The organism is Bradyrhizobium japonicum USDA 6 (assembly GCF_000284375.1).
In the GTDB taxonomy this organism is placed as follows: Bacteria; Pseudomonadota; Alphaproteobacteria; order Rhizobiales; family Xanthobacteraceae; genus Bradyrhizobium; species Bradyrhizobium japonicum.
Map to the genome: position 1 here is coordinate 5,596,742 of NC_017249.1, position 22,719 is coordinate 5,619,460.

22 protein-coding genes and 1 pseudogene are annotated in these 22,719 nt (G+C 65.6%); 18 read left to right on the forward strand and 5 right to left on the reverse strand.

The genetic code is table 11. The annotated features are described in order from the left end of the window. Positions 1 to 72: 72 nt before the first annotated feature. The 10 genes from BJ6T_RS26485 (at position 73) to aat (ending at position 9,932) form a co-directional block, all read left to right on the forward strand. Positions 73 to 1,476, forward strand: coding sequence for a M48 family metalloprotease (locus BJ6T_RS26485; protein ID WP_014495589.1), 1,404 nt, complete (start codon positions 73 to 75; stop codon positions 1,474 to 1,476). Positions 1,477 to 1,574: 98 nt separating this feature from the next. After that, positions 1,575 to 2,342 (forward strand): DsbA family protein, encoded by a 768-nt coding sequence (locus BJ6T_RS26490; RefSeq protein ID WP_014495590.1) that lies wholly within the window; start codon positions 1,575 to 1,577, stop codon positions 2,340 to 2,342. 221 nt (positions 2,343 to 2,563) lie between these two features. Beyond that, complete coding sequence (locus BJ6T_RS26495) at positions 2,564 to 3,379, forward strand: DUF1236 domain-containing protein (RefSeq protein ID WP_014495591.1); 816 nt, start codon at positions 2,564 to 2,566, stop codon at positions 3,377 to 3,379. 258 nt (positions 3,380 to 3,637) lie between these two features. Beyond that, positions 3,638 to 4,105: a type II 3-dehydroquinate dehydratase gene (gene aroQ / locus BJ6T_RS26500; RefSeq protein WP_014495592.1), complete on the forward strand. Its 468-nt coding sequence runs from the start codon at positions 3,638 to 3,640 to the stop codon at positions 4,103 to 4,105. A 35-nt stretch (positions 4,106 to 4,140) separates the two neighbouring features. Next, entirely contained in the window at positions 4,141 to 4,632 is a 492-nt protein-coding gene (gene accB / locus BJ6T_RS26505; RefSeq protein WP_014495593.1) for an acetyl-CoA carboxylase biotin carboxyl carrier protein, read from the forward strand. A 59-nt stretch (positions 4,633 to 4,691) separates the two neighbouring features. Then, positions 4,692 to 6,047: an acetyl-CoA carboxylase biotin carboxylase subunit gene (gene accC, locus BJ6T_RS26510; RefSeq protein ID WP_014495594.1), complete on the forward strand. Its 1,356-nt coding sequence runs from the start codon at positions 4,692 to 4,694 to the stop codon at positions 6,045 to 6,047. 102 nt (positions 6,048 to 6,149) lie between these two features. After that, positions 6,150 to 7,667, forward strand: a complete 1,518-nt coding sequence (locus tag BJ6T_RS26515; protein WP_028169554.1) for a sensor histidine kinase — start codon at positions 6,150 to 6,152, stop codon at positions 7,665 to 7,667. Continuing rightward, the gene (locus tag BJ6T_RS26520; RefSeq protein ID WP_014495596.1) at positions 7,664 to 8,104 is read left to right on the forward strand and encodes a response regulator; all 441 of its coding nucleotides are present in this window, start codon (positions 7,664 to 7,666) and stop codon (positions 8,102 to 8,104) included. The genes BJ6T_RS26515 and BJ6T_RS26520 overlap by 4 nt, the downstream gene beginning before the upstream one ends. Beyond that, positions 8,101 to 9,204: a sensor histidine kinase gene (locus tag BJ6T_RS26525; protein ID WP_014495597.1), complete on the forward strand. Its 1,104-nt coding sequence runs from the start codon at positions 8,101 to 8,103 to the stop codon at positions 9,202 to 9,204. The genes BJ6T_RS26520 and BJ6T_RS26525 overlap by 4 nt, the downstream gene beginning before the upstream one ends. Before the next feature lie 47 nt (positions 9,205 to 9,251). Next, positions 9,252 to 9,932, forward strand: a complete 681-nt coding sequence (gene aat / locus BJ6T_RS26530; RefSeq protein ID WP_028161217.1) for a leucyl/phenylalanyl-tRNA--protein transferase — start codon at positions 9,252 to 9,254, stop codon at positions 9,930 to 9,932. Between the two features lie 13 nt (positions 9,933 to 9,945). Here aat and BJ6T_RS26535 read toward each other — a convergent pair whose 3' ends face one another. Then, the gene (locus BJ6T_RS26535) at positions 9,946 to 11,001 is read right to left on the reverse strand and encodes a DUF2155 domain-containing protein (protein ID WP_014495599.1); all 1,056 of its coding nucleotides are present in this window, start codon (positions 10,999 to 11,001) and stop codon (positions 9,946 to 9,948) included. A 205-nt stretch (positions 11,002 to 11,206) separates the two neighbouring features. Between BJ6T_RS26535 and lipP1 the strand changes: the two genes are divergently transcribed. The 3 genes from lipP1 (at position 11,207) to BJ6T_RS26550 (ending at position 14,419) form a co-directional block, all read left to right on the forward strand. Further along, positions 11,207 to 12,154, forward strand: coding sequence for a LipP1 family hormone-sensitive lipase (gene lipP1, locus BJ6T_RS26540; RefSeq protein WP_014495600.1), 948 nt, complete (start codon positions 11,207 to 11,209; stop codon positions 12,152 to 12,154). A 14-nt stretch (positions 12,155 to 12,168) separates the two neighbouring features. Further along, positions 12,169 to 13,191, forward strand: coding sequence for a hypothetical protein (locus tag BJ6T_RS26545; RefSeq protein ID WP_014495601.1), 1,023 nt, complete (start codon positions 12,169 to 12,171; stop codon positions 13,189 to 13,191). Positions 13,192 to 13,447: 256 nt separating this feature from the next. Continuing rightward, on the forward strand, positions 13,448 to 14,419 hold the full coding sequence (locus BJ6T_RS26550) for an MBL fold metallo-hydrolase (protein ID WP_028169555.1): 972 nt from the start codon (positions 13,448 to 13,450) through the stop codon (positions 14,417 to 14,419). 16 nt (positions 14,420 to 14,435) lie between these two features. On the opposite strand, the pseudogene BJ6T_RS26555 reads toward BJ6T_RS26550, so the two are convergent. The 3 genes and pseudogenes from BJ6T_RS26555 to BJ6T_RS26565 form a co-directional block, all read right to left on the reverse strand. Then, a pseudogene (locus BJ6T_RS26555) lies at positions 14,436 to 14,679 on the reverse strand (GlxA family transcriptional regulator); the annotation flags it as partial. Between the two features lie 3 nt (positions 14,680 to 14,682). Then, positions 14,683 to 15,477: a methyltransferase domain-containing protein gene (locus BJ6T_RS26560; protein ID WP_014495604.1), complete on the reverse strand. Its 795-nt coding sequence runs from the start codon at positions 15,475 to 15,477 to the stop codon at positions 14,683 to 14,685. A gap of 35 nt (positions 15,478 to 15,512) precedes the next feature. Further along, entirely contained in the window at positions 15,513 to 16,454 is a 942-nt protein-coding gene (locus BJ6T_RS26565) for a GlxA family transcriptional regulator (protein ID WP_014495605.1), read from the reverse strand. A gap of 94 nt (positions 16,455 to 16,548) precedes the next feature. On the opposite strand from BJ6T_RS26565, the gene BJ6T_RS26570 reads away from it, so the two are divergent. Both BJ6T_RS26570 and BJ6T_RS26575 read left to right on the forward strand, forming a co-directional pair. Continuing rightward, a complete protein-coding gene (locus BJ6T_RS26570; RefSeq protein WP_028169556.1) occupies positions 16,549 to 17,235 on the forward strand; it encodes a DJ-1/PfpI family protein in 687 nt (228 codons plus the stop codon). Between the two features lie 266 nt (positions 17,236 to 17,501). After that, entirely contained in the window at positions 17,502 to 18,149 is a 648-nt protein-coding gene (locus BJ6T_RS26575) for a glutathione S-transferase family protein (protein ID WP_014495607.1), read from the forward strand. A 361-nt stretch (positions 18,150 to 18,510) separates the two neighbouring features. Here BJ6T_RS26575 and BJ6T_RS26580 read toward each other — a convergent pair whose 3' ends face one another. Next, on the reverse strand, positions 18,511 to 18,918 hold the full coding sequence (locus BJ6T_RS26580) for an NADH:ubiquinone oxidoreductase subunit NDUFA12 (protein WP_014495608.1): 408 nt from the start codon (positions 18,916 to 18,918) through the stop codon (positions 18,511 to 18,513). 245 nt (positions 18,919 to 19,163) lie between these two features. On the opposite strand from BJ6T_RS26580, the gene BJ6T_RS26585 reads away from it, so the two are divergent. The 3 genes from BJ6T_RS26585 (at position 19,164) to BJ6T_RS26595 (ending at position 22,702) form a co-directional block, all read left to right on the forward strand. After that, positions 19,164 to 19,784 (forward strand): BA14K family protein, encoded by a 621-nt coding sequence (locus BJ6T_RS26585; protein ID WP_014495609.1) that lies wholly within the window; start codon positions 19,164 to 19,166, stop codon positions 19,782 to 19,784. A 249-nt stretch (positions 19,785 to 20,033) separates the two neighbouring features. Next, complete coding sequence (locus BJ6T_RS26590; protein ID WP_028169557.1) at positions 20,034 to 20,447, forward strand: response regulator; 414 nt, start codon at positions 20,034 to 20,036, stop codon at positions 20,445 to 20,447. Beyond that, positions 20,444 to 22,702, forward strand: a complete 2,259-nt coding sequence (locus BJ6T_RS26595) for a CHASE3 domain-containing protein (protein ID WP_014495611.1) — start codon at positions 20,444 to 20,446, stop codon at positions 22,700 to 22,702. The genes BJ6T_RS26590 and BJ6T_RS26595 overlap by 4 nt, the downstream gene beginning before the upstream one ends. Positions 22,703 to 22,719: the final 17 nt, after the last annotated feature.

Below are 22,719 nucleotides of genomic sequence, written 5' to 3' on the forward strand. Positions count from 1 at the left end.
TCCGGTCCGCCGCCAATCGCCAAAACCAATCACGAAACTGCTTGATCAAGACCGTTTGACCCAGACCGCCTGATGTTGCTCCAGATCGCATTGCGCAAGAAGGCCTCCGCCCTCACCGCCCTCGTCACTGCCGCGGCGATCGCGCTGTTGCCGATGCCGGCCGCGCATGCGCAGGCCAAGGGACCGCCGATCCTGCGCGACACCGAGACCGAGCAGCTGCTGCGCGAATACACGCGCCCGATCCTGCGCGCCGCCGGTCTGGAAAAGCAGAACATCCAGATGGTGATCATCAACGACGGCTCGTTCAACGCGTTCGTCGCGGACGGCCGCCGCATCTTCGTCAATTACGGCGCGATCATGCAGTCGGAGACGCCGAACCAGATCATCGGCGTGCTCGCGCACGAGACCGGACATCTGGCCGGCGGCCATCTGTCCAAGCTGCGCGAACAGCTCGCCAACGCCCAGACCCAGATGATCATCGCCATGCTGCTCGGGGCCGGCGCGATTGCCGTGGGCAGCACCCGCGGCAGCAACAGCGCCGGCAACAACGGGCTCGCCAATGCCGGTGCTGCCGCCATCGCCGGACCGCAGGAGATGATCCGCCGCACGCTGCTGTCCTATCAGCGCCAGCAGGAGGAGAACGCCGACCGCGCCGGCGTGAAGTTCCTGACCGCGACCCAGCAGTCGCCGAAGGGCATGTACGAGACCTTCAAGCGCTTCACCAGCGAGAGCCTGTTCGCGTCCCGCGGCGCCGATCCCTATCTCCAGTCGCATCCGATGCCCGCCGAGCGCGTCGCATCGCTTCAGGAATTTGCCAGTTCCAGCCCCTATTGGGACAAGAAGGACGATCCCGCGCTCCAGCTCCGCCACGACATGGCGCGCGCCAAGATTTCCGCGTTCATGGAGCGGCCGGAGACGGTCTACCGCCGCTACCCCCAGACCAACGACAGCATGCCGGCGCGCTATGCCCGCGCCATCAGCACCTATCTGCACGGCGATTTGCGCAGCGCCCTGGCCCAGATCGACGCGCTGATCCAGGTCCAGCCGAACAACCCGTATTTCTACGAGGTGCGCGGCCAGGCCCTGCTGGAAGGCGGCAGGCCGGCTGAGGCGATCCCTGCCCTGCGCAAGGCGGTGCAGCTGTCCAACAATGCCCCCCTCATCGAGATGTTACTTGGGCAGGCTCTGGTTGGATCGGATAATAAGGCCTACACGGATGATGCCGTTCGGATTCTCCGGGCCGCCGTGGCACGGGAACCAGAGGCTGCGCTCGGCTATATGCAGCTCGCGATGGCCTATGGCCGGAAGGGCGACTATGCCGAGGCGGATCTGGCGTCGGCGCAGGCCGCTTATCTGCGCGGCGACAACAAGACCGCCCGCGAGCTCGCCACGCGCGCGAAAACCCGTTTCGCCGTCGGCACGCCCGGATGGGTCAAGGCCGACGACATCGTGGCGGCCAAGCCGCCGCGCAACTAACGCGACCAAGACGACGCCTGACACCACGACGTCACGACACCGAGCTTAAGTCCGCCGGGACGTTTTCCGAAACCAGCTTTCGATAAGAGGATTTGCCTATGCCTTCGCTGCGCCTGCTTGCTCCCGCGCTGTTCGCGCTCGCCATGTTCGGCGCGGCCGCGCCCGCGTCGGCCGACAGCTTCTCCGATGCCCAGCGCACCGACATCGAGGCGATCATCAAGAACTATCTCGTCACCCATCCCGAGGTGCTCGAGGAAGCGATGACCGAGCTCACCAAGCGCCAGGCCGCGGCCGAAACGCAGAAGCACGAAGCCAGCATCGCGCAGAACTCCGATACGATCTTCAACTCGCCGCGCCAGGTCGTGCTCGGCAACAAGGACGGCGACGTCACCTTCGTCGAGTTCTTCGATTACAATTGCGGCTACTGCAAGCGCGCGATGGGCGACATGCTCGACCTCATGAAGGCCGATCCGAAGCTGAAGGTCGTGCTGAAGGAGTTTCCGGTGCTGAGCCAGGGCTCGGTCGAAGCGGCGCAGGTCGCGGTCGCCGTGCGCATGCAGGATCCCACCGGCAAGAAGTATCTCGACTTCCACCAGAAGCTGCTCGGTGGCCGCGGCGCCGCCGACAAGGCGCGCGCGCTTCAGGCGGCCAAGGAAGCCGGCCTCGATACAGCGAAGATCGAGAAGGACATCGGCAGCCCCGAGGTGCGCGCCACCATCGAGGAGAATTTCAAGCTCGCCGAAGCGATGGGCATGAACGGCACGCCGAGCTACGTCATCGGCAAGCAGATCGTGATCGGCGCCGTCGGCCTCGAAAGCCTGAAGGAAAAGATCGGCGTTGCCCGTTGCGGCAAGGCGACCTGCTGATCTCGCGTTTCAGAATTCACGCATGCAAGGAGGCCGGCTGAAAAGCCGGCCTTTTTCGTTGACTGCAACGCTACGCGAATTCGGGCGCGAATCCGGCGCGCGCATTCATCTCGCGTTTAAGAAACAAATACCCCGGAACCGCCGATGTTCCGGAACAACTCAAATCTCCTTTCGTTGGTGGCGCGGGCAATGACGCAAAGAAACACGTGAGGAGAAATTCGATGTCTAACCGCTTTATGATTTCGGTTGCCGCACTCGCGCTCGTGGCGGGCACCGGTCTGGCGAACGCACAGGGCACCATGAACCGCGACAGCGGTGGTGGCGCCGGTGCGCAGCCGACGCAACATTCGCAGCCGTCCGGCGGTGCCGCCGAGCGCGGCGGCGCGATGGGCAAGGAATCCGCAGCTCCGGAGAAGGGCACCGTGGGTCAGGCTGGCGGCTCCATGAAGCCCGGCGGAGCAGCCGAGGAGAAGTCGTCCGGCGCGACGGAGAAATCCGGCGCTATGGAAAAGTCAGGCGGGATGGAAAAGTCCGGCACGATGAACAAGAACGCGGCTGACGAGAAGGCCGGCGCGGTGAAGGGCGAGCACGCCCAGGGCGCACAGGACAAGGCCACACAGGACAAGTCGAAGAGCACGATGGACAAGTCCCAGATGGACAAGTCAAAGAGCACAGAGACCGACACCAAGAGCGGCAACATGAACGCCCAGACCAAGGGCGCGGACAGCAAGGCCGTCGACTCCAAGTCTCAGACCACGACCGGCACCGCGCCTGCGACCGCTGCTGCACCGCCTGCCGAGAAGCGGACCGAGATCTCAACCGCGATCAAGTCGACCAAGATCGAAGAGACCACCAACGTCAACTTCAACATCTCGGTCGGCGCCGCAATCCCGGCGTCCGTTCGCTTCCATCCGCTGCCGCCCCGGATCGTGGAAATCTATCCGCAGTGGCGCGGCTATGACGTGATCTACGTCCGCGGACAGTACATCATCGTCCGTCCGCAGACGCGCGAGATCGTGTACATCATCGAAGGCTAAGCCGACTGGCTGACGGCCCAATGAGCCCTTGCCGAGAGATCGGCAGGGGCTTTTGCCCGATTGGGCGGCCTCCCCTGCCTGTCCCGCCCGGCAGCCACGATTAGAACTGGTTAACAAGCAATTTCCGTAGCTTCCGCACAGGTTTTTGCACCCCGGATGAGCTGTTTGAAGCCCCCTGGGAGGTCCTTCAAGGCTTCCCCTAGGGCGCTTTGTTACCTATAACCCCCGCCACGCCGAAGCACCTCTTGCGGGATTGGAATGGCCGAACCAGCAACCGACACGATCCTCGTTCTCAACGGGCCGAACCTCAACATGTTGGGGACGCGCGAGCCAGAGAAGTATGGCCATGCGACGCTGGCCGACGTCGAAACGCTGTGCCGCGAAGCGGCGGCGGCGTACGGCCTCAAGGCCGACTGCCGGCAGTCCAACCGCGAAGGCGAGTTGATCGACTTCGTCCACGAGGCGCACGCCCGCAAGATGAAGGGCATCATCATCAATGCCGGCGGCTATTCGCACACCTCGATCGCGCTGCACGACGCGCTGCTCGCGGTGCAGATTCCGACCGTCGAAGTGCACGTGACCAACATCCACGCCCGCGAGAGCTTCCGTCACCATTCCTACACTGCACGCGCGGCCTTCGCCTCGCTCTGCGGTTTCGGCATCGAGGGCTACCGCCTCGCGATCCAGGGCCTTGCCGCCAAGCTCGGCATCAAGCCCAAAGCCTGACGCTCCCTCTTCACACAGAACATTCGGATCAGAACATGGCGCGCCAGCCAGACGACAAAGCAGCCGTAAAGTTTTCCAGCGAGGATTCCGCGCTCGTCCGCGAGCTCGCACTTCTGCTGGATGAGACCAGCCTCACCGAGATCGAGATCGAACGGGCCGGCCTTCGCCTGCGCGTCGCCCGCAACATCAGCGTCGCCGCGACCATGCCGATGCCGATGGCGGCCGCTCCCGCTGTCCTGTCGGCGGCCGCAGTTGCCGCGCCGGTCGCGGCTGCGGCCGACCTGTCGAAGCATCCGGGCGCGGTGACCTCGCCGATGGTCGGCACCGCCTATTGGGCGCCGGAGCCCGGCGCCAAGCCGTTCATCGAGGTCGGCAGCAAGGTCTCGGTCGGCCAGACGCTGCTGATCATCGAAGCCATGAAGACCATGAACCAGATCCCCTCGCCGCGCGCCGGCACGGTGACGCAGATCCTGGTCGAAGACGGCCAGCCGGTCGAGTACGGCGAGCCGCTCGTCATCATTGAGTAATGGTCGTGGGCGGTCAGCCGCCCTAGCCGCCTCCCGCGCGCCAGTCCCTTAAGGACACCATGTTCGACAAGATTCTCATAGCCAATCGCGGCGAGATCGCCCTTCGCATCCTGCGCGCCTGCAAGGAGCTCGGCATCGCGACCGTGGCCGTGCACTCCACTGCCGATGCCGACGCCATGCATGTGCGCCTGTCGGACGAAAGCGTCTGCATCGGGCCACCGCCGTCCAAGGACAGCTATCTCAACGTGCCCGCGCTGCTCGCGGCCTGCGAGATCACCGGCGCGGACGCCGTACATCCCGGCTACGGCTTCCTCTCCGAGAACGCGCGCTTCGCCGAAATCCTTTCCGAGCACAATCTGCATTTCATCGGCCCCAAGGCCGAGCACATCCGCCTGATGGGCGACAAGATCGAGGCCAAGAAGACGGCCAGGAAGCTCGGCATTCCCGTGGTGCCCGGCTCGGACGGCGCGGTCGGCCCCGAGGACGACGCGATGGCGATCGCCAGGAAGATCGGCTTCCCCGTGCTGGTCAAGGCGGCTGCCGGCGGCGGCGGCCGCGGCATGAAGGTCGCGCAGAGCGAGGCCGACCTGCAGGTGGCGCTGTCGACGGCAGCCAACGAGGCCAAGTCCGCCTTCGGTGACGCGTCCGTCTATCTCGAAAAATACCTCCAGAAGCCGCGTCACATCGAGATCCAGATCCTCGGTGACGGCCGCGGCGGGGCGATCCATCTCGGCGAGCGCGATTGCTCGCTGCAGCGCCGCCATCAGAAGGTCTGGGAGGAAGGTCCCTCGCCGGTCCTTGCCGCCGCGGCACGTGCCAAGATCGGCGAAACCTGCGCCAAGGCGATGCGCGAGATGAAATATCTCGGGGTCGGCACCATCGAATTCCTGTTCGAGGACGGCGAGTTCTACTTCATCGAGATGAACACCCGCATCCAGGTCGAGCATCCCGTTACCGAGAGCATCACCGACATCGACCTCGTGCTGGAGCAGATCCGCATCGCTGCCGGCGGCGATCTGCCGGCCAAGCAAAGCGAGATTCAGATCATCGGCCACGCCATCGAGTGCCGCATCAACGCCGAGAACCCGCAGAGCTTCCGTCCCTCGCCGGGCCGCATCACGCAATACCACCCGCCCGGCGGACTGGGCGTGCGCATCGATTCCGCGGTCTATCAGGGCTACACCATCCCGCCCTATTACGACTCCCTCGTCGGCAAGCTCATCGTCCACGGCAAGACCCGCGCCGAATGCCTGATGCGGCTGCGCCGGGCACTGGACGAGATGGTGGTCGAGGGCATCGAGACGACGCTGCCGCTGTTCCGCGACCTGGTGCGCCAGGACGACATCATCAACGGCGACTATCACATCCACTGGCTGGAACAGTACCTGGCGGGTAAGGAACCGGCCGCGGGGTGACCCTCTCTCCCCGTGGAACCCTTTGGCCCGCATCGCGTTCTGGACGGGGACAGTTCCGAGGGGGCCTTTTGAGTTCCGTTGACGTGACGAAGCGAGACCGTCGTGACGACTGAAGCGCAACGACGGCGCTCCATGTGGCAGATCCTGCTGGTCTCGGCGGGCCTTCTGGTGTTGACCGTGATCAGCGCCGGCTCCGTCTACCTGGTCAACAAGGCCAGGGACGATAGCAAATGGGTGGTTCACACCATCGAGGCGGAGAACCAGATCAACGCTCTGCTGCTGGAAATCCGGCGTGCCGAGAGCGCCGCGCGCGGCTATCTCCTGACGCAAGAGGCGGATTTCAAGGCCGCCCATGAGAAAGCCGTGGCAGCGATCATACCTGCCCTCGACAAGCTCACGCGCCTGACCGGCGATAATCCGGAGCAACGCGGCAACATCGAGAAGCTGAGCACGGCCATCGAAATCCGGCTGGGGCAATTCAAGCAGGAGCTGGACTTCATCGGCCAAAATCGGCCGGACAAGGCCATAGCGCTGGTCCGCGAAGCCGCCTCCACCGACACCACGGCCGAGATCAGCAAAGTCGCCGCCTCCATGATCCAGGAGGAGGAGCGCCTGTTCCGGCTCCGATCGGTCAATTCCGACCGCAGCCAGACGCTGGCGGCCTCGATGACCGGCATCGGTTCGGGCCTCGTGGTGCTGCTGGCCATGATCTCGATCTGGCTGGTGCGGCGTTCAGTGCGGGCCCGCGACGAGGCCGAGACGCGTCTGCGCGACGCGTACGCCAATCTCGAGACCGTCGTCGACGAACGCACGGCAGACCTGCGCGAGGCCAACAACGAGATTCAGCGCTTTGCCTATATCGTCAGCCACGATCTCCGCTCGCCACTCGTCAACATCATGGGCTTCACCAGCGAACTCGAAGAGCTTGGCGGCGACATTTTCCGCCGTATCGGCGGCCTCACCCATGTCCCGGCGGATGGCCCGCCGCTAGCTGACCGCGAGGTCACGCTCGAAGGCCCCGACAAGCAGCTTTCTGCGGATTTTTCCGAAGCGCTCGGCTTCATCAAGTCGTCGATCGCCAAGATGGACCGCCTGATCTCGGCGATCCTCAACCTCACCCGCGAGGGCCGGCGCGAATTCGTGCCCGAGAAGATCGACACCCGCGAGCTGATCGAAGCCATCGTCTCGACGCTGGCGCATCAGGCCGCCGAGGCGCAGGCCGAGATCCATGTCGCGCCGCTGCCGGATCTCGTCAGCGACCGCCTCGCGCTGGAGCAGATCTTCTCCAATCTGATCGACAACGCCATCAAATATCTCAAGGCCGGCGCCCCCGGCGAGATCAGAATCCGCGGGCGCACCAAGCTTGGCTACGCTATCTTCGAGATCAGCGATAATGGCCGCGGGATCGATCCGAAGGATCACCAGCGGATTTTCGACCTGTTTCGCCGGGCGGGAACCCAGGACAAGCCTGGTCAGGGAATCGGTCTTGCGCATGTGCGTGCACTTGTGCGCCGCCTCGGCGGTACCATGTCGGTATCATCGGAACTGAATACGGGCAGCACCTTCACCATCACGCTGCCCATCACCTGGAACGCAAGCAACCGGAACGCCGACCAATGACTCAACCCGTCACCATCATCATGATCGAGGACGACGAGGGCCACGCCCGGCTGATCGAGCGCAACATCCGCCGATCCGGCGTCAACAACGAGATCATCCCCTTCGCCAACGGCACGGACGCGATGAAGCACCTGTTCGGCGCCGACGGCACCGGGCTCGTGCAGAAAGGCAATGCGCTCCTGATCCTGCTCGATCTCAATCTCCCCGACATGACCGGGATCGACATCCTGAAGCAGATCAAGGAGAACAAGTACCTGAAGGCCTCGCCCGTGGTGGTGCTGACCACCACCGACGATTCCCAGGAAATCAAGCGCTGCTACGAGCTCGGCTGCAACGTCTACATCACCAAGCCCGTGAACTACGAGAATTTCGCCAATGCCATCCGGCAGCTCGGCCTGTTCTTCTCGGTCATCCAGGTCCCGCCCGCCGCCTCATGAACCAGCACCCGCCTACACTGCTCTACATCGACGACGACGCGGCGCTGGCCCGCCTGGTCGAGCGCGGCCTGACGCGGCGCGGCTACAAGGTCATTCACGCCGCGAGCGGCGAGGAAGGCCTGGAGCGTATCCGCCGCGCGGAAACCGAGGGCTGCATCGACGTCGTGGCGCTCGACCAGTACATGCCCGGCCTCGACGGGCTGGAGACGCTCGAGCAGATCATGGCGATAGCAGGCGCGCCGCCCGTGGTGTTCGTCACCGCGTCGCAGGATTCCAGCATCGCGGTCACCGCGCTGAAGGCAGGCGCGGCCGATTATCTCGTCAAGGACGTCAAGGGCGACTTCATCCCCCTGCTCCACGTCGCCGCCGACGGCGCGCTGCGCCAGGCCGAATTGCAGAAGGCGCGCGAGGAAGCCGAAGCCGAGATCCATGCATCGCGCGACCGCTACGCCGCGCTCGCCGCCGAACGCGAGCTGCTGCTGCGCGAGGTCAATCACCGCGTCGGCAACTCGTTGCAGATCATCGCCTCGCTGCTGCATCTCCAGGCGAGCTCGGCGGGCCAGGAAGAGGTCAAGGCGGCGCTGACGAACGCGATGGGCCGCGTCGCCGCGGTCGCGCAGGTGCACCGCCGCCTCTACACCTCGCAGGACCTGAAGAGCGTGGTGCTGAACCAGTATCTGGATTCGCTGCTCGAGGATCTCAGGCGCTCGGCCGAAGGCAACCGGATGTCACGCCTGACGGTGAAAGCCGAGCCGATCGAGATCGATCCGGACCGCGCCGTCGCCGTCGGCATCATCGTCAACGAGCTGGTGATGAACGCGGTGAAATACGCCTATCCCGACGGCGCCGGCCCCATCCATGTCGAGCTGACCTCGCAGGGCGAGGATCTATTGCTGGCGATCACCGACGACGGCGTCGGCGACAAGGTCAAGGCGGATCCACGCTCCACCGGCATGGGCCAGCGCATCGTCGCGGCGATGGCCACCAAGCTCGACGCCACCGTCGAGCGCGACCCCGCCCATTCCGGAACTCGCGTCGTGCTGAGGTTCCGCCGTACGCCCGCAGCCCCCGACAAGACCAACAACGCCGCCGCAGGCTGACCCCCGCCCCCTTCGCAACACCTCCACGATCCTGCTATTGTCGCGCCATGACTTCACGCGACTCCGCTTCGTCTGAAATCACGCCGGCCGTGCTGTTGCGCGCCTATGCCTGCGGCATTTTTCCGATGGCCGAGAGCGCCGACGATCCGACGCTGTTCTGGGTCGAGCCGGAATTGCGCGGCGTCATCCCGCTCGAGGGATTTCGCGTGGCCTCACGGCTCGCGCGCACCGTCCGTTCGGACGCCTTTCGCGTCACCGTCAACACCGCGTTCAAGGCAACGATCGCCGGCTGCGCCGCGCCGCAAGCCGGGCGCGAGGACACCTGGATCAACAAGCGGATCCGCGACCTCTATGGCGGCCTCTACGACCTCGGCCATTGCCACAGCGTCGAGGCCTGGCAGGGCGACGACCTCGTCGGCGGGCTCTACGGCGTGAGCCTCGGACGCGCCTTCTTCGGCGAGAGCATGTTTCACACCGCGCGCGATGCCTCGAAAGTCGCGCTGGTGCACCTGGTCGCGCGGCTGATCCATGGCGGCTTCGAGCTGCTCGACACGCAGTACGTCACCGAACATTTGAAGAGTTTTGGCGCGGTCGAGATTTCGCGTCGGCGCTACACCGCGCTGCTCGACAAGGCGCTCGCCGGCGACCCCGGTGATTTCCTGAGGCTGTCAGCCGGTGACGCGATCCCGGGCGCACGCGCGCTCGACATCATCGCGTCGCGGCCATAATCGCTGATGGGGCCTAGCGCCCGAACCCGGGGATACCGAACAGGCCCGGCCGCTGCTCCGGTGGCGGGGGTGGCGGCGCCGGCTGCTGCTGCTGGATCGGCGGCAAGGGCTGCGGCGGACGCTGCTGCACGGTCTGCTTGGGTGGCGCCGCCTTCTTCTGCGCGGGCGGCGGAGCCGCCGGCTTTGCCGCAGCCGGATCGGGCGCCGCGGTCGCAATGGTCTGCTGCGGCTCTTTGCAGTCGGTGAGCCAAATGTCGTAGATCGGATGCTCGACGCCGTGCAGGCCAGGGCTTGCCGCATACATCCAGCCCGAGAAGATGCGCTTCACCTCGCCTTGCAAGGTGATCTCGTCGACCTCCACGAAGGCGTCGGTATTGGTGGCTTCGGTCGCCGGCCGCGTATAGCAGGCGTCGGTTTTGACCCGCAGCGCGCCGAACTGGACGGTCTCGCCGATCTCCTCGTCGAAATTGATGATGCGCCCGGTGATCTTGTCGAGGCCGGAGAAGGTCGCCTTCTTGTTCACGATCTTCTGGGCCGGCGGCTCGGTCACGACCTCGTCGCCCGGCTGGAGGCTCGCCGGGGTCTGCGGGACGGTGCCGCCCGGCCCGCCCTTCTGCTGGGGCTGGCGCTGACCAGGCGCGCCCGGGGCGGCTTGCGGATTGGGCGGAGCAACCGCCACGGACGGCGGCTGGTTCGGCGGAGCAACGGTTGAGCCCGGCGGCGGCGCCAGCGGCTGGGATTCGACCGGCCCCGGCATCACGTTACCTTGCCGTCCCGGCGGCGGCGCCATCGGGCGCGACGGCAGCACGCGGCCCTGCGGCGGCAGCTCGGGGACCTCTTCATCGTCATCGGGGATCTGAGGCTGCGGCTGACCACGCGGAATCGCACCCGGCGGCCGCGGCGGCGGGTCGGAGAAGATCGTGCCGATCTGCGCCTGCGCGGGCGTCGCAACCGTCAATGCGGTGGCGGCCAGAAGCGCCGCAAGACCTGGCAGGGCAAGTCTTGTAAGGGTAAGGGTTCGAACCATCTTCTCGCGCGGCTTCAACAGCGAATCGGGCTTGCTGGACATTCTACAGGGGATACCGCCGCTCGCAGGCCATCCGGTTAACACGGCGAATACGGCGGGGGAAGGGCGGCATCCCTGCCCTGCCCGCCGCCCGCTGGCCAGACCGGCGGCCGGATGGGATAGTTGACGAGCCTCTCCCCCGGGGCCGAGGCGGGCAGCGCCCCCGGAAACGACGTCCAACGACAACAGAAAGCCCAAGGTCGCCCCCATGCCCGTCGTGCTCGATCCCGATGCCGCCGCCGTCTACAAGGCCTTCCAGGAGGCCGGCCGCCCCGCCTACGAGACGCTGACGGCACCGGAGGCCCGCGCCTATTACGGGCAGGCGCGCTTCGCCACCAACCCCGAGCCGCCGGAACTGGCGCGCGTTACGGCGCTGGCGATCCCGGCGCCGCACGGCGAAATCCCCGCCCGCATCTACGTCCCGAAGCAGCCGCGCCTTCAGAACGGCCTGTCGCCGGCGCTGGTGTTCTTCCATGGCGGCGGCTGGGTGATCGGCGATCTCGACTCCCACGACGTCGTCTGCCGCCAGCTCGCCGTCGAGGGCGCGCTGATCGTGATCTCGGTCGATTACCGCCTCGCGCCCGAGCACAAGTTTCCCGCCGCCGCCGATGACGCGATCGCCGCCACGAAATGGATTGCCGCGAACGCGCGCGAGCTCGGCATCGATGCCTCGCGCCTTTCGATCGGCGGCGATAGCGCCGGCGGCAATCTCGCCGCCGTGGTCGCGCTCACCGCGCGCGACGGCGATGGTCCGAAGATCGCGGGCCAGGTCCTGATCTACCCCGCGACCGATTTCGCCATGACGCACGGTTCCCACAGCGAGCCCGAGACGAGCGTGCTGCTGACGCATTCGGTGATCCGCTGGTTCCGCGATCACTATCTCAACGGCACTGCCGACATCCAGGACTGGCGCGCCTCGCCGGCGCGCGCGAAAAGCCTCGCCGGGCTGCCGCCGGCCTATGTGCTCACGGCCGGCGCCGATCCGCTGCGCGACGAAGGCGACGACTATGCCGAGCGCCTCAGGCAGGCCGGCGTGCCCGTCACGTACAAGCACTATCCCGGCCAATTCCACGGTTTCTTCACGATGGGCAAGTTGCTCCAGCAGGCCAACCTCGCCGTCAGCGAGATCGGCGCGTGGCTGAAAGGATTGGGCTGACGCCGCCGTCCCGGATGCCGTCCCTTCTCCAGACCGTCTTCGCCCTCCCCCTGCGCGCGCTGACATGGCTCGGCAGCCAGGGCACCCGTGCGGTGGCCGCCGTGGTGTTCATTGCGGCCGCGGTCCCGCCGCTCGGGATGCTGCTGCGGCCCTACGTCACCGAGGCGATCTTCGGGCTTCTCTGCATCTCCTTCATGCGGGTCGATCTGGCCGCGCTCTACAGCCATCTGCGCCGGCCGGCGCTGGTCGCGACCGCCACCGCCTGGACCACGATCGGCGTGCCGCTGATCGTCGGGCTGGTCGCCCATGCAACGGGGCTCACGGCTCGCTCGCCCGGCCTTGCGCTGGCGCTGATGCTGCAGAGCATGGCCTCGCCGATGATGGCTTCGCCGGCGCTGGCCGCGCTGATGGGCCTCGATGCCACGCTCGTGCTGGTCACGCTGGTGACCTCGACCGCGCTGGTGCCGTTCACGGCCTCGCTGTTCGCGGGCCTCTTCCTCGGCGACATGCTCACCATCTCGCCGCCGGCGCTCGGCCTGAAGCTGCTCGGCATCCTCGCGGCATCGCTGCTCGCCGCAACCTTGATCCGATGGGTCTTCGGCGCGGCTGCGATCCAGCGTCACAAGCAGCCGATCGACGGCTTCAACATCATCATCCTCCTGATCTTCGCAGCCGCGATCATGGGCGATGTCGTGAGCGACCTCGTGGCCCAGCCGCTGTTCACGATCGGCCTGGCGGGTCTGTCCTTCGCGATCTATTTCACGCTGCTCGCCGTCACCACGCTGCTGTTCCGCCGCATCGGCTATGAGCGCGCGCTGGCGCTCGGGCTGATGGTGTCACAGCGCAATCTCGGCCTGATGCTCGCCGCGACCGCCGGCGCGCTGCCGCCCACCACCTGGCTGTATTTCGCGATGACGCAGTTTCCGATCCATCTTGCGCCCTACATGCTGACGCCGATCGCGCGGCGATTCACGGCGCGCGCCGACGGCACGGGCGCGGCAGCTGCAACCAGCACGACCCAGGGCGTACGCTCATAAGTCCAGAATGAAGCCGGCGCTCTCTGGTTGATGACCAGCCGCGGCCTCCCTCAACAGCGCCGCCAGAACGCTGACGGGATGTCAACGGCCGCTTTTGCCGAACGATTCCAGCGCCTCACCAGATCCAAATGATCCGCTCGGGCACGAAGCTGATCCGCGGGGGCATTCACCGCCCGGGCCGCCAGGATTACCCGTTCGTGAAGCATAGCCACGACGGTGCAAGCGCGCCGTGCCAAATGGAGGAAAGGCCATGACCATGCCAGCCAATCATCAGTCCATGCTCTCACGTCGCGGTTTCTGCCTCTGTTGCGCAGCCGCCGCCGGCTTCGCTGCAACGGGCGGTTGGTTCAGCCCCGCGACAGCCTACGCCAAGGCACGCAGCATCGTCGACTTGATCCGTGACGAGGCTGCCAAGACAAAGATCAAGGTCCACAAGCTTCGCGGCAATGTCAGCATCCTCGAGGGCTCCGGTGGCAACATCGCGGTGCTGACCGGAGGAGATGGCAAGGTGTTCGTCGATGCCGGCATCACGGCCTCTCGGCTGCGCATATTGGAAGCGGCGAACAGTCTCAGCCGCGATCCGATCACACACCTGATCAACACGCATTGGCACTTCGACCATGCCGACGGCAATGCATGGCTAAACGCAGAGGGAGCCGAGATCACGGCGCACGAAAACACCCACAAGCATCTCATGTCCACACAGAGGGTCGAGGATTGGGATTTCAATTTTACGCCCTCAGCCCTTGCCGCCGTTCCGACCGACATTTTCGATACGGACAAGACCCTGAAGCTGAACGGATCGACCCTTCAGCTCAGATATTACGGACCGGCGCACACCGACAGCGACATATCGGTCAATTTCAGCGAGGCGGACATTCTCCATGTCGGTGACACCTACTGGAATGGCATTTATCCCTTCATCGACTATTCGACTGGAGGAAGCATCGGCGGCATGATCAAGGCCACGGAAGCGAACCTGGCGGCCGCAACGAAGCGGACCATCGTCATTCCCGGCCACGGCACTCCGGTGAGCAACAGGGAAGAGCTGTCATCCTACCGCGATATGCTGGTCGCTATCCGCGACAACGTGGCGAAACTCAAGAGCCAAGGACGCTCGATCGAAGAAGCGATCTCGGCGAGGCCAACCGCCGCCTTCGATGCCAAGTGGGGCCAGTTCGTGATTACGCCGGAGTTCTTCGTGCGGCTGGTTTACCAGGGCGTCTGAGGTCAATCACCGCAAGCCAGGACAGCAGCGCGCCGAAGCAGCCGTTCGGCGTCTTCAATTCCAAGAGCGATGAGAACTGCGCCGCTGCGCCGATGATGCAGTACGAGCTGGCGCGCGGCCTGTTGGGCGGTCTCCTCACCATGGTCCTCGGTGACCATCGCGAGCGCGAGATCGATCCCCGCGGTGATGCCCGCCGACGTCCACACATTGCCGTCATGCGTGAAGATCTGGTCCGCCTCGAACTTCACCTGGGGAGGACGCAGTCATAGCAGCGTCGCAGCCGGCTTCGAGGCCCTGAAGAGATAGCGATTGGTGCTGAAGAAGTATTGTCCCGCTTCGCCCAGACGCCCGAACTCGCCGTGCCATGCTTCGAGATCATTGGCTGAAACGTCGTTCCTGCGGGCGACGAAGTCCCGAATGCCCTGGGCCAGCCCCTTGCTGTAGCTATCGTCATCGTACTGCAAATTCAGAATTGGAAAGACCGACGCTCCATCCAGGTGAAGTCGTGCATTGACCAGTCTGCGGGCCATCGATCTCGGGAGACGCGGGTGAGCGCAGTGCGCTTCCCATGATTTCATCACCGCGGCCATACGTTCCGGGCTTTCGGAATGCCACACCACCGCGTCCCAGTCCGTTGCGACAAAAATCGTGCGGCCCCCCGGCTTGAGCACGCGAAATGTCTCTGCGAGGACGCGGTCGACATCAGGCACGTACTCGGCAACCTGCGTGCACACGACGACATCGAACGACGCATCGGATTGACCCAATTCCGTCGCGTTGCCGATCGCATATGAAGTCCAGGCGGAAGCCTTCTGCCGGTTGCAGACCGCGATCAGGTCAGTCGACACATCGATCCCGACGACAGCACCATCAGGCCCGACGATCTGCGCCATGCTTTCGCAGAGATAGCCGGGACCACATCCGATATCGAGAACGCTCTCGCCGGCAGACAGATTGAGCTGCCGAATGGTCTCCGCGCGCTGGGCGGTCACGTCCCCCGTGAGATAGATTCTCTGGAGCCGTTTCGCATTCTCGTTGCTGTACTCCATCCCGCCCATCTTTGCCTCCACGCTCGCGTGTCAGGTGAGATTGCCTAACCCGCCCTCGCCGTACGCCGCAACGCCTGCGGCGGCTGGCCGAAGGCGCGGATGAAGGCGCGCCGCATGCGCTCGGGGTCGCCAAATCCGGTCGTCTCCGCGACGAGCTCGATCGCCTCGCGCGAGGACTGCACGCGCTCGCGCGCGACCTCGATCCTCAAGCGCTCGATCGCCTTGGAGGGTGTCGTGCCGGTCTCGGCGGCAAAGGCGCGGGCAAAATGCCGCGCGCTCATGCCGGCGCGATCGGCGAGGTCTTCGACCGTCAGCCGGGCGTCGAGATTCTCGCGCGCCCAGGACAGCAGCGCGCCGAAGCGGCCGTTCGGCGTCTTCAACTCCAGGAGCGATGAGAACTGCGACTGGCCGCCGCTGCGGCGATGATACAGCACGAGCTGGCGCGCGGCCTGTTGCGCGATCTCCTCACCATGGTCCTCGGTGACCATCGCGAGCGCGAGATCGATACCCGCGGTGATGCCCGCCGACGTCCACACATTGCCGTCATGCGTGAAGATCTGGTCCGGCTCGAACTTCACCTTGGGATAGCGCGCGACGAAATCCCGCGTGCGGCCCCAATGCGTGGTGGCGCGGCGCCCGTCGAGCAGGCCCGCCTCGGCCAGCACATAGGCGCCCGAGCAGACGCTGGCGACACGCACACCGCGCCGCGCCAGCCGCTGCACGAAGGCGCGCGTGACCTCGCAGCGTGCGGCGTCCGTCACGCCTGCGCCACCCGCGATGACCAGGGTCGTGATCGCGTTCGCCGACCTGAAGTCGCGCGCCATCATTTCCACGCCGGACGAGCTGCGCACGGGCCCCGCGTTCAGCGCCAGCACCCGGATTCCGGTGGTCGTCTTGCCCGTGCAGCGCGCCGCGATCTCGAACACCGAGATCGGGCCGGCCGCATCGAGCAACTGGAAATCCGGGAAGATCAGGATGCCGATCATGGTCATGTCCGAAAGTGAGGGAAATACGCCATTTTGGACGGAATGGCATCATGAGAGGCTGCGTCCGTCAAGCTCATCTTTGGAGGACCTGCCCATGTCGTCACCGCTCCAGATCGGTCTTTTGGTGTTTCCGCGCGTCACCCAGCTCGATTTCACCGGTCCCCTGCAGGTGTTTGCCAACGTGCCCGGCGCGAAGCTCCACCTGATCTGGAAGCGCATCGAGCCGGTGCCGAGCGACTCCGTGCTGACGCTGACGCCGACCACGACATTCGCCGACTGTCCGCAACTCGACGTGATCTGCGTGCCCGGCGGCGGCGGCACAAACGACCTGCTCAATGACGAAGAGGTGCTGGATTTCCTGCGCAGGCAGGCCGAAGGCGCCAAATACGTCACCTCGGTCTGCACGGGGGCGCTGGCACTCGGCGCTGCCGGCCTGCTCAAGGGCTACCGCGCCGCCACCCATTGGAGCGCGATGGAGATGCTCGGCCAGTTCGGCGCAACGCCGACCAAGACGCGCGTCTGCATCGACCGCAACCGCGTCACCGGCGGCGGCGTCACCGCCGGGATCGATTTCGCGCTGACGCTGGTGTCGATTCTGGTCGACCGCACCACGGCGGAAGCGATCCAGCTCCAGATCGAATACAACCCCGCCCCGCCGTTCACGTCCGGCTCGCCCGACACCGCGCCGGCCGAAGTGCTGGCCTTGCTGAGAGAGCGCGGCGCCGCAAACCAGGCCCGCCGCCTCGAGGCGGTCAAGCGCGCGGCTGCGCGGGTGATGTAGCCCCTGCTCTCGTGTCCCGGACGCGGTGCAGCGTGTAATGCTGCGCAGCGTCCGGGGCACGAGACACCAACACAAGTCCCCAACAGAAAAAAGCTTCCGGCTTCGCAAGCGGCCTTTGCCGTCTCACGGAGCGCGCCGCTTCTCCAGCACCGCACTGCTGACATGACGCTGTCAGGAGCCTGTCGCGACAATCCGGATCGCGCCCAACACTCACGGTCGCTTCCCACGGACGCTTCCCGGTCGCGTGCGCACAGGAGGGTCTCACCATGGCGCGATACCGGCTGCACTGCATCGGGGCTTCGGGCAATTCGTTCAAGGTCGCGCTATTCCTCAACTGCGCCGGGCTCGACTGGGAGCCGGTCGGCCTCGACTTCGCCGGCGGCGAGACCCGCACGCCTGACTGGCGGGCCGCCACCAATGTCATGGGCGAGGTCCCCGTCCTCGAGGTCGATGGCCGGCATATGAGCCAGTCCGGTGCGATCCTGTTGTGGCTCGCCGAGACCCACGGCGTGTTCGGCCCGACACGCGAGGAGACATTCGAGGCGACGCGCTGGCTGCTGTTCGACAATCACAAGTTCACCTCGAGCTTTGCGCAGCACCGGTTTCAGCGCTGCTTCATGCCGGAGCCCGCCCATCCCGCTGTGCTCGCTTACTTGCGCGCGCGAACCGACAGCGCCTTCTCGATCGTCGACAGACACCTCTCCGACCGCAGCTTCATGCTGGGCGAGCGGCCGACGATCGTCGATTTCTCAATGTTGGGCTATCTGTACTATCCGACCGAGGAGACGGGTTTCGATCTCGCCGCGACTTTCCCGGCGATCGACGCCTGGCGCCGGCGTGTCGCCGGGCTGCCGGGCTGGAAGCCGCCTTATCAGATGATGCCGGTCGGCAACTCGCCGACGCTCCATCTCTGAGAAACGAGATACGAGCAGGGCAACAGATCAAAGAAAAAGGCCGCTCGGTTTCCCAAGCGGCCTTTCCTGTCTTACGGTGGCTGCACATTCCATCGGGCGATTTCGAACTTCCAGACCGGGGGCCTATCTCCCGATCGAGTCCTGGTCGGCGGCCGCTGCATATCGGGACAGTCGCGAACTGTTGCCCGAACCGAACGCGATGGTCTCCCATCTCCGTAAGATGGGACCATTGAGCCGCATCGCTCGCGTAGCTGCAACGCCCGCGCAGCCGCTGTCCCCGCTGTTCCCGTTTTCCACAGCAAGGTGAGGCGGATGCTGGTGCATCCACCCCACGGCAAGGATTCGGACGGAGATCGGAAAGCTAGCCGGGCGTCCAGGGCTGATAGTCGCCGGTCGCCTTGGGACGCTTGCCGCTGGCAAGCGTCGAGCCGGAGGGCCGATAGGCGTTCGGCGTACCGGTGGGGTTCGGCTGGTGCGGCTTTTGCCACTCGCGCGGCTGGTAGTTCTCTTCAGTCGGCGGCACATCGACGACGTGATGGATCCAGCCGTGCCAACCCGTCGGGATGCGGCTCGCTTCGGCGTAACCGTTATAGATGACCCAGCGCCGCTCGAAGCCGAGTGTCGGATCGATCGCGCCGCCGCGAGTCCGATAATAGCGATTTCCCTGCTCGTCCTGGCCGACCAGTTCGCCATACCGCTTGGTCCAGAGTTGGGTGCCAAAGGTCTGGCCACTCCACCAGGTGAAGAACTTGAGGAAGAACTGTTTCATACGGCTAGGGCCCTGCTTCGTGAGGCCCTGATGCCATCCGGGCGGCGAAATGTCCAGTTCCGCGGGGCGGCCGTGCCCCCGCAAAATGTGGTGCCCCCGGCGCAAGCACTGCCGCAAATCGGACGCGATCCGTTCATGCCGGGTACAGCGGCCGCATGGAAACCTGCGCCACACGCGCACACCGGCGTGAACCCTGGAACCGCGGGCCTTTCAAGAGGTTTGCTTCCGGGAAAAGGAGTTTGAACATGAGCAGTCTGAGAATTTTGAGCGCCGCGGCAGCGGTCGCGTTGCTTCTTCCGTTGGCGACGCCGAGCTTCGCCCAGGGCCGTGGCGGCCACGGCGGTGGCGGCGGCGCCCATTTTGGCGGCGGTGGCGGGGGCGCTCATTTCGGTGGTGGTGGCGCCCGCATGGGCGGCGGCAACTTTGCCGGCGCGCGGATCGGTGGCGGCGGCGGGAATTTCGCAGCCGGAGCCATGCGCCCGAGCGCCGGCCTCGCCATGCGTCCGACCGCAGGCGCCACGTTTAGTGGTGGCGGCGGACGTCCCCTCGCAATCGCGGGTAACAACTGGCGTGGCGGCGGTGGCAACTGGCACGGTGGCGGCTGGCATCGTCGCGGCGGTTTCTGGCCCGGCTTCGCGGCGGGCGCGGCCATCGGCGGGCTCGGCTCCTACGCCTATTACGGCGGCGGGTACTACAACGATCCCTATTACTATGGCGACGACAGCTACTATGACGAGCCGTCGGTCGCGGTGGTGCCGGACAACGGTGGTGACTCGTCGGCTTATTGCGCGCAGCGCTACAAGTCCTACGATCCGGCCTCGGGCACGTATCTCGGCTATGACGGCCAGCGTCATCCCTGCCCGTAAGCAGATCGACAACGCTTGAAGGAAGAGGCGTCGCATCGGTGCGGCGCCTCTTTCGTTTGTCGCGCGCTCATCGCCTGTTTCGCGCGCAGCCCGCGCATCACCGCGCGGGAGGATCTATGCACGCGAGCGCGAGGGACCTTTATTCACCGCACCGTGCATATCTACAATGATCCAATCCCAAATTGACCCGTCCCGCGATTCGCCTATATCACCGATGAATGTTGGGACTTCGATCTACTGGGAAATGTCATGCCGCGTATCCTCGTGGTAGATGACGATCCGATGGTCGGCGCGACCATCGAGGTCCTGCTCCAGCGTCAGGGCTTCGATGTCACGATGGCTGACGGCGGCGAAACGGGGCTGGCTGCGCTCGAAGCGCAGACGTTTGACGTGATGCTGGTCGACATCTTCATGCCGCACATGCGCGGCTTCGAATCCATCCGCATCTTTCACGAGCGCGCCCCGGCGATCCCTCTGATCGCGATGTCCGGCTACGCCTTCGCCTCGTCTGCCTCGCCCTCCCCCGATTTCCTCCGCATGGCACTGGAACTCGGCGCGACACGCTGCCTGCGCAAGCCGTTCACGCCGGACGCGCTCCTGACCACGATCCGGGAATGCCTTGGCGAGCCCGCGCAGCCGAAGGACAAGAAAGAAGTCCCTTGATCCCAACGCAGCGCGTCATTCTCGGTGCTGGACTTGCAATCCTCCTGATCATCACCGCCGCCTCGATCGGACTCGACGTCAAGTCGCGGTACGATGCCGCCTGGGTCAATCACACCATCGAGACGCAGAAGAAGATCTCCGATCTGCGCGTGCTGATGCGGCGCGCCGAGAGCGCCGCGCGCGGCTACGAAATCTATCGCAACACGAGCTTCAGCGACGAGTTTCAGGCGGTGCACGCCCAGATCGCGCCGGCGCTGGCCGACCTCAAGCGCAGCCTGCGTGACAATCCCGATCAGGTCGCGCTCATCGAGGGCACCGAGCCGCTGGCGCTGCGCCGGGTCGAGATCGCCGCAGAGGTGATGCGCCTGCGCGCCGAGAACGACCAGGCCGGCGTTGCCGCGCTTCAGGGCAAGGCCGAGGGCCGCGGCCTGATGGACACGGTGATGGGCAATCTCGATCAGCTCAGCGCGGAGGAAGAGCGATTGCTCGCCGCACGCGCCCAGAGTTCCCGCCGCACCGGCATCGTCCTGCTCGGCATCGACGTGATCGGCGCGCTGGTGATCCTGCTGCTGGTCGCAATGCTGATGCGCGAAAGCCAGCGCACTACGGTCGCGCTGAAGAGCACGCTGCTGGAGACCACGGCGGCGAAGGAGCAACTCGAGGCGGCCGTCGCCGAGCGCACCGAGCATCTCGTCAACGCGCATGATGAGCTGCGGCTGTCGGTCAACGTGCTCCAGAGCACGTTCCACAGCATGGCCGAGGCTGTGCTGGTGATCGACGCCGAGGGCACTGTCCTGCTGTCCAATCCGGCCGCGGAGCGCATCTTGCTGCATCGTGCCGGCATGAGCCTGCGCAATCTGCGCGCCCTGTCCGACGTGTTTCACGGCGACGGCGTCACGCCGCTCAGGGCGGACGAGCTGCCGTCGACGCGCGTGCTGCGCGGCGAGCACTTCGAGAACCTGGAGATGATCGTCCGCCCGCACAGCGGCAACGATCCCCGCCATCTGATGATCAGCGGCCGGCCGATGCGCGACGGACAAGGCAACGTCTCCGGCGCCGTGCTGGTCTATCACGATGCGACCACTTCGCGCGAAACCGAGCGGCAGCTGCACCAGTCGCAGAAGCTGGATGCGATCGGCAAGCTGACCGGCGGCGTCGCGCACGACTTCAACAACATGCTCACCGTGATCTCCGGCAATACCGAGACGCTGGTGGCGAGCCTGAAGCAGCAGCCCGAGCTCCAGCGCGTGGCGCGCCTGATCGACGAAGCCGCCGAGCGCTGCGCCGAGCTGATCCAGCATCTGCTCGCCTTTGCACGACGGCAGCCGCTCCAGCCGCGCAATGTCGAGATCAACGGCGCGATCGCCGATATCGCCAAGCTGCTGCGCCCCACCCTCGGCGAGCAGATCCAGATCGAGACGGTGCTGGAACAGGGACCGATGACCGCGCACATCGATCCGTCCCGCCTCACCAATGCCGTGCTCAACATGGCGATCAACGCCCGCGACGCCATGCCGAACGGCGGCAAGCTGCTGCTCGAGACCCATCACGTCGTGCTCGACGAGGCCTACGCGCAGGCCCACGCGGAGGTGCAGCCCGGCCCCTACGTGATGCTCGCGGTCAGCGACACCGGCACCGGCATGACGGCGGACATCCAGCAGAAAGCCTTCGAGCCGTTCTTCACCACCAAGGAGGTCGGCAAGGGCTCGGGCCTCGGCCTCTCCATGGTCTACGGGTTCGTCAAGCAGTCCGGCGGCCACATCAAGATCTACAGCGAGGAAGGCCACGGCACCACGATCAAGCTCTATCTGCCGCCGGGCGACGGCATGACGGACGCGGCGGCCCCGGTGGCGCCGCAGGCCGAAGGCGGCGCCGAGACCATTTTCGTGGTCGAGGACGACACGCTGGTGCGCAACTTCGTCACCGCGCAGCTGCAGAGCCTCGGCTACGACACGGTCGCCGCGCCCGACAGCCGGGCGGCGCTGGACATGATCGAGGCCGGCCAGGACTTCGACCTCCTGTTCACCGACGTCGTCATCCCCGGCGGCATGAGCGGGCGCGAGCTCGCCGAAGAGGTGGCCAAGCGCCGGCCGGGCGTGAGGGTGCTCTACACCTCCGGCTACACCGACAACGCCATCGTCCACCACGGCAAGCTCGACGACGGCGTGTTGCTGCTGACCAAGCCCTACCGCCGCAACCAGCTCGCCGAGATGATCAGGAAGGCGCTGAACGGCGGCGGGATGACCGCGGGCTAGGATTACATGCTGTCGCG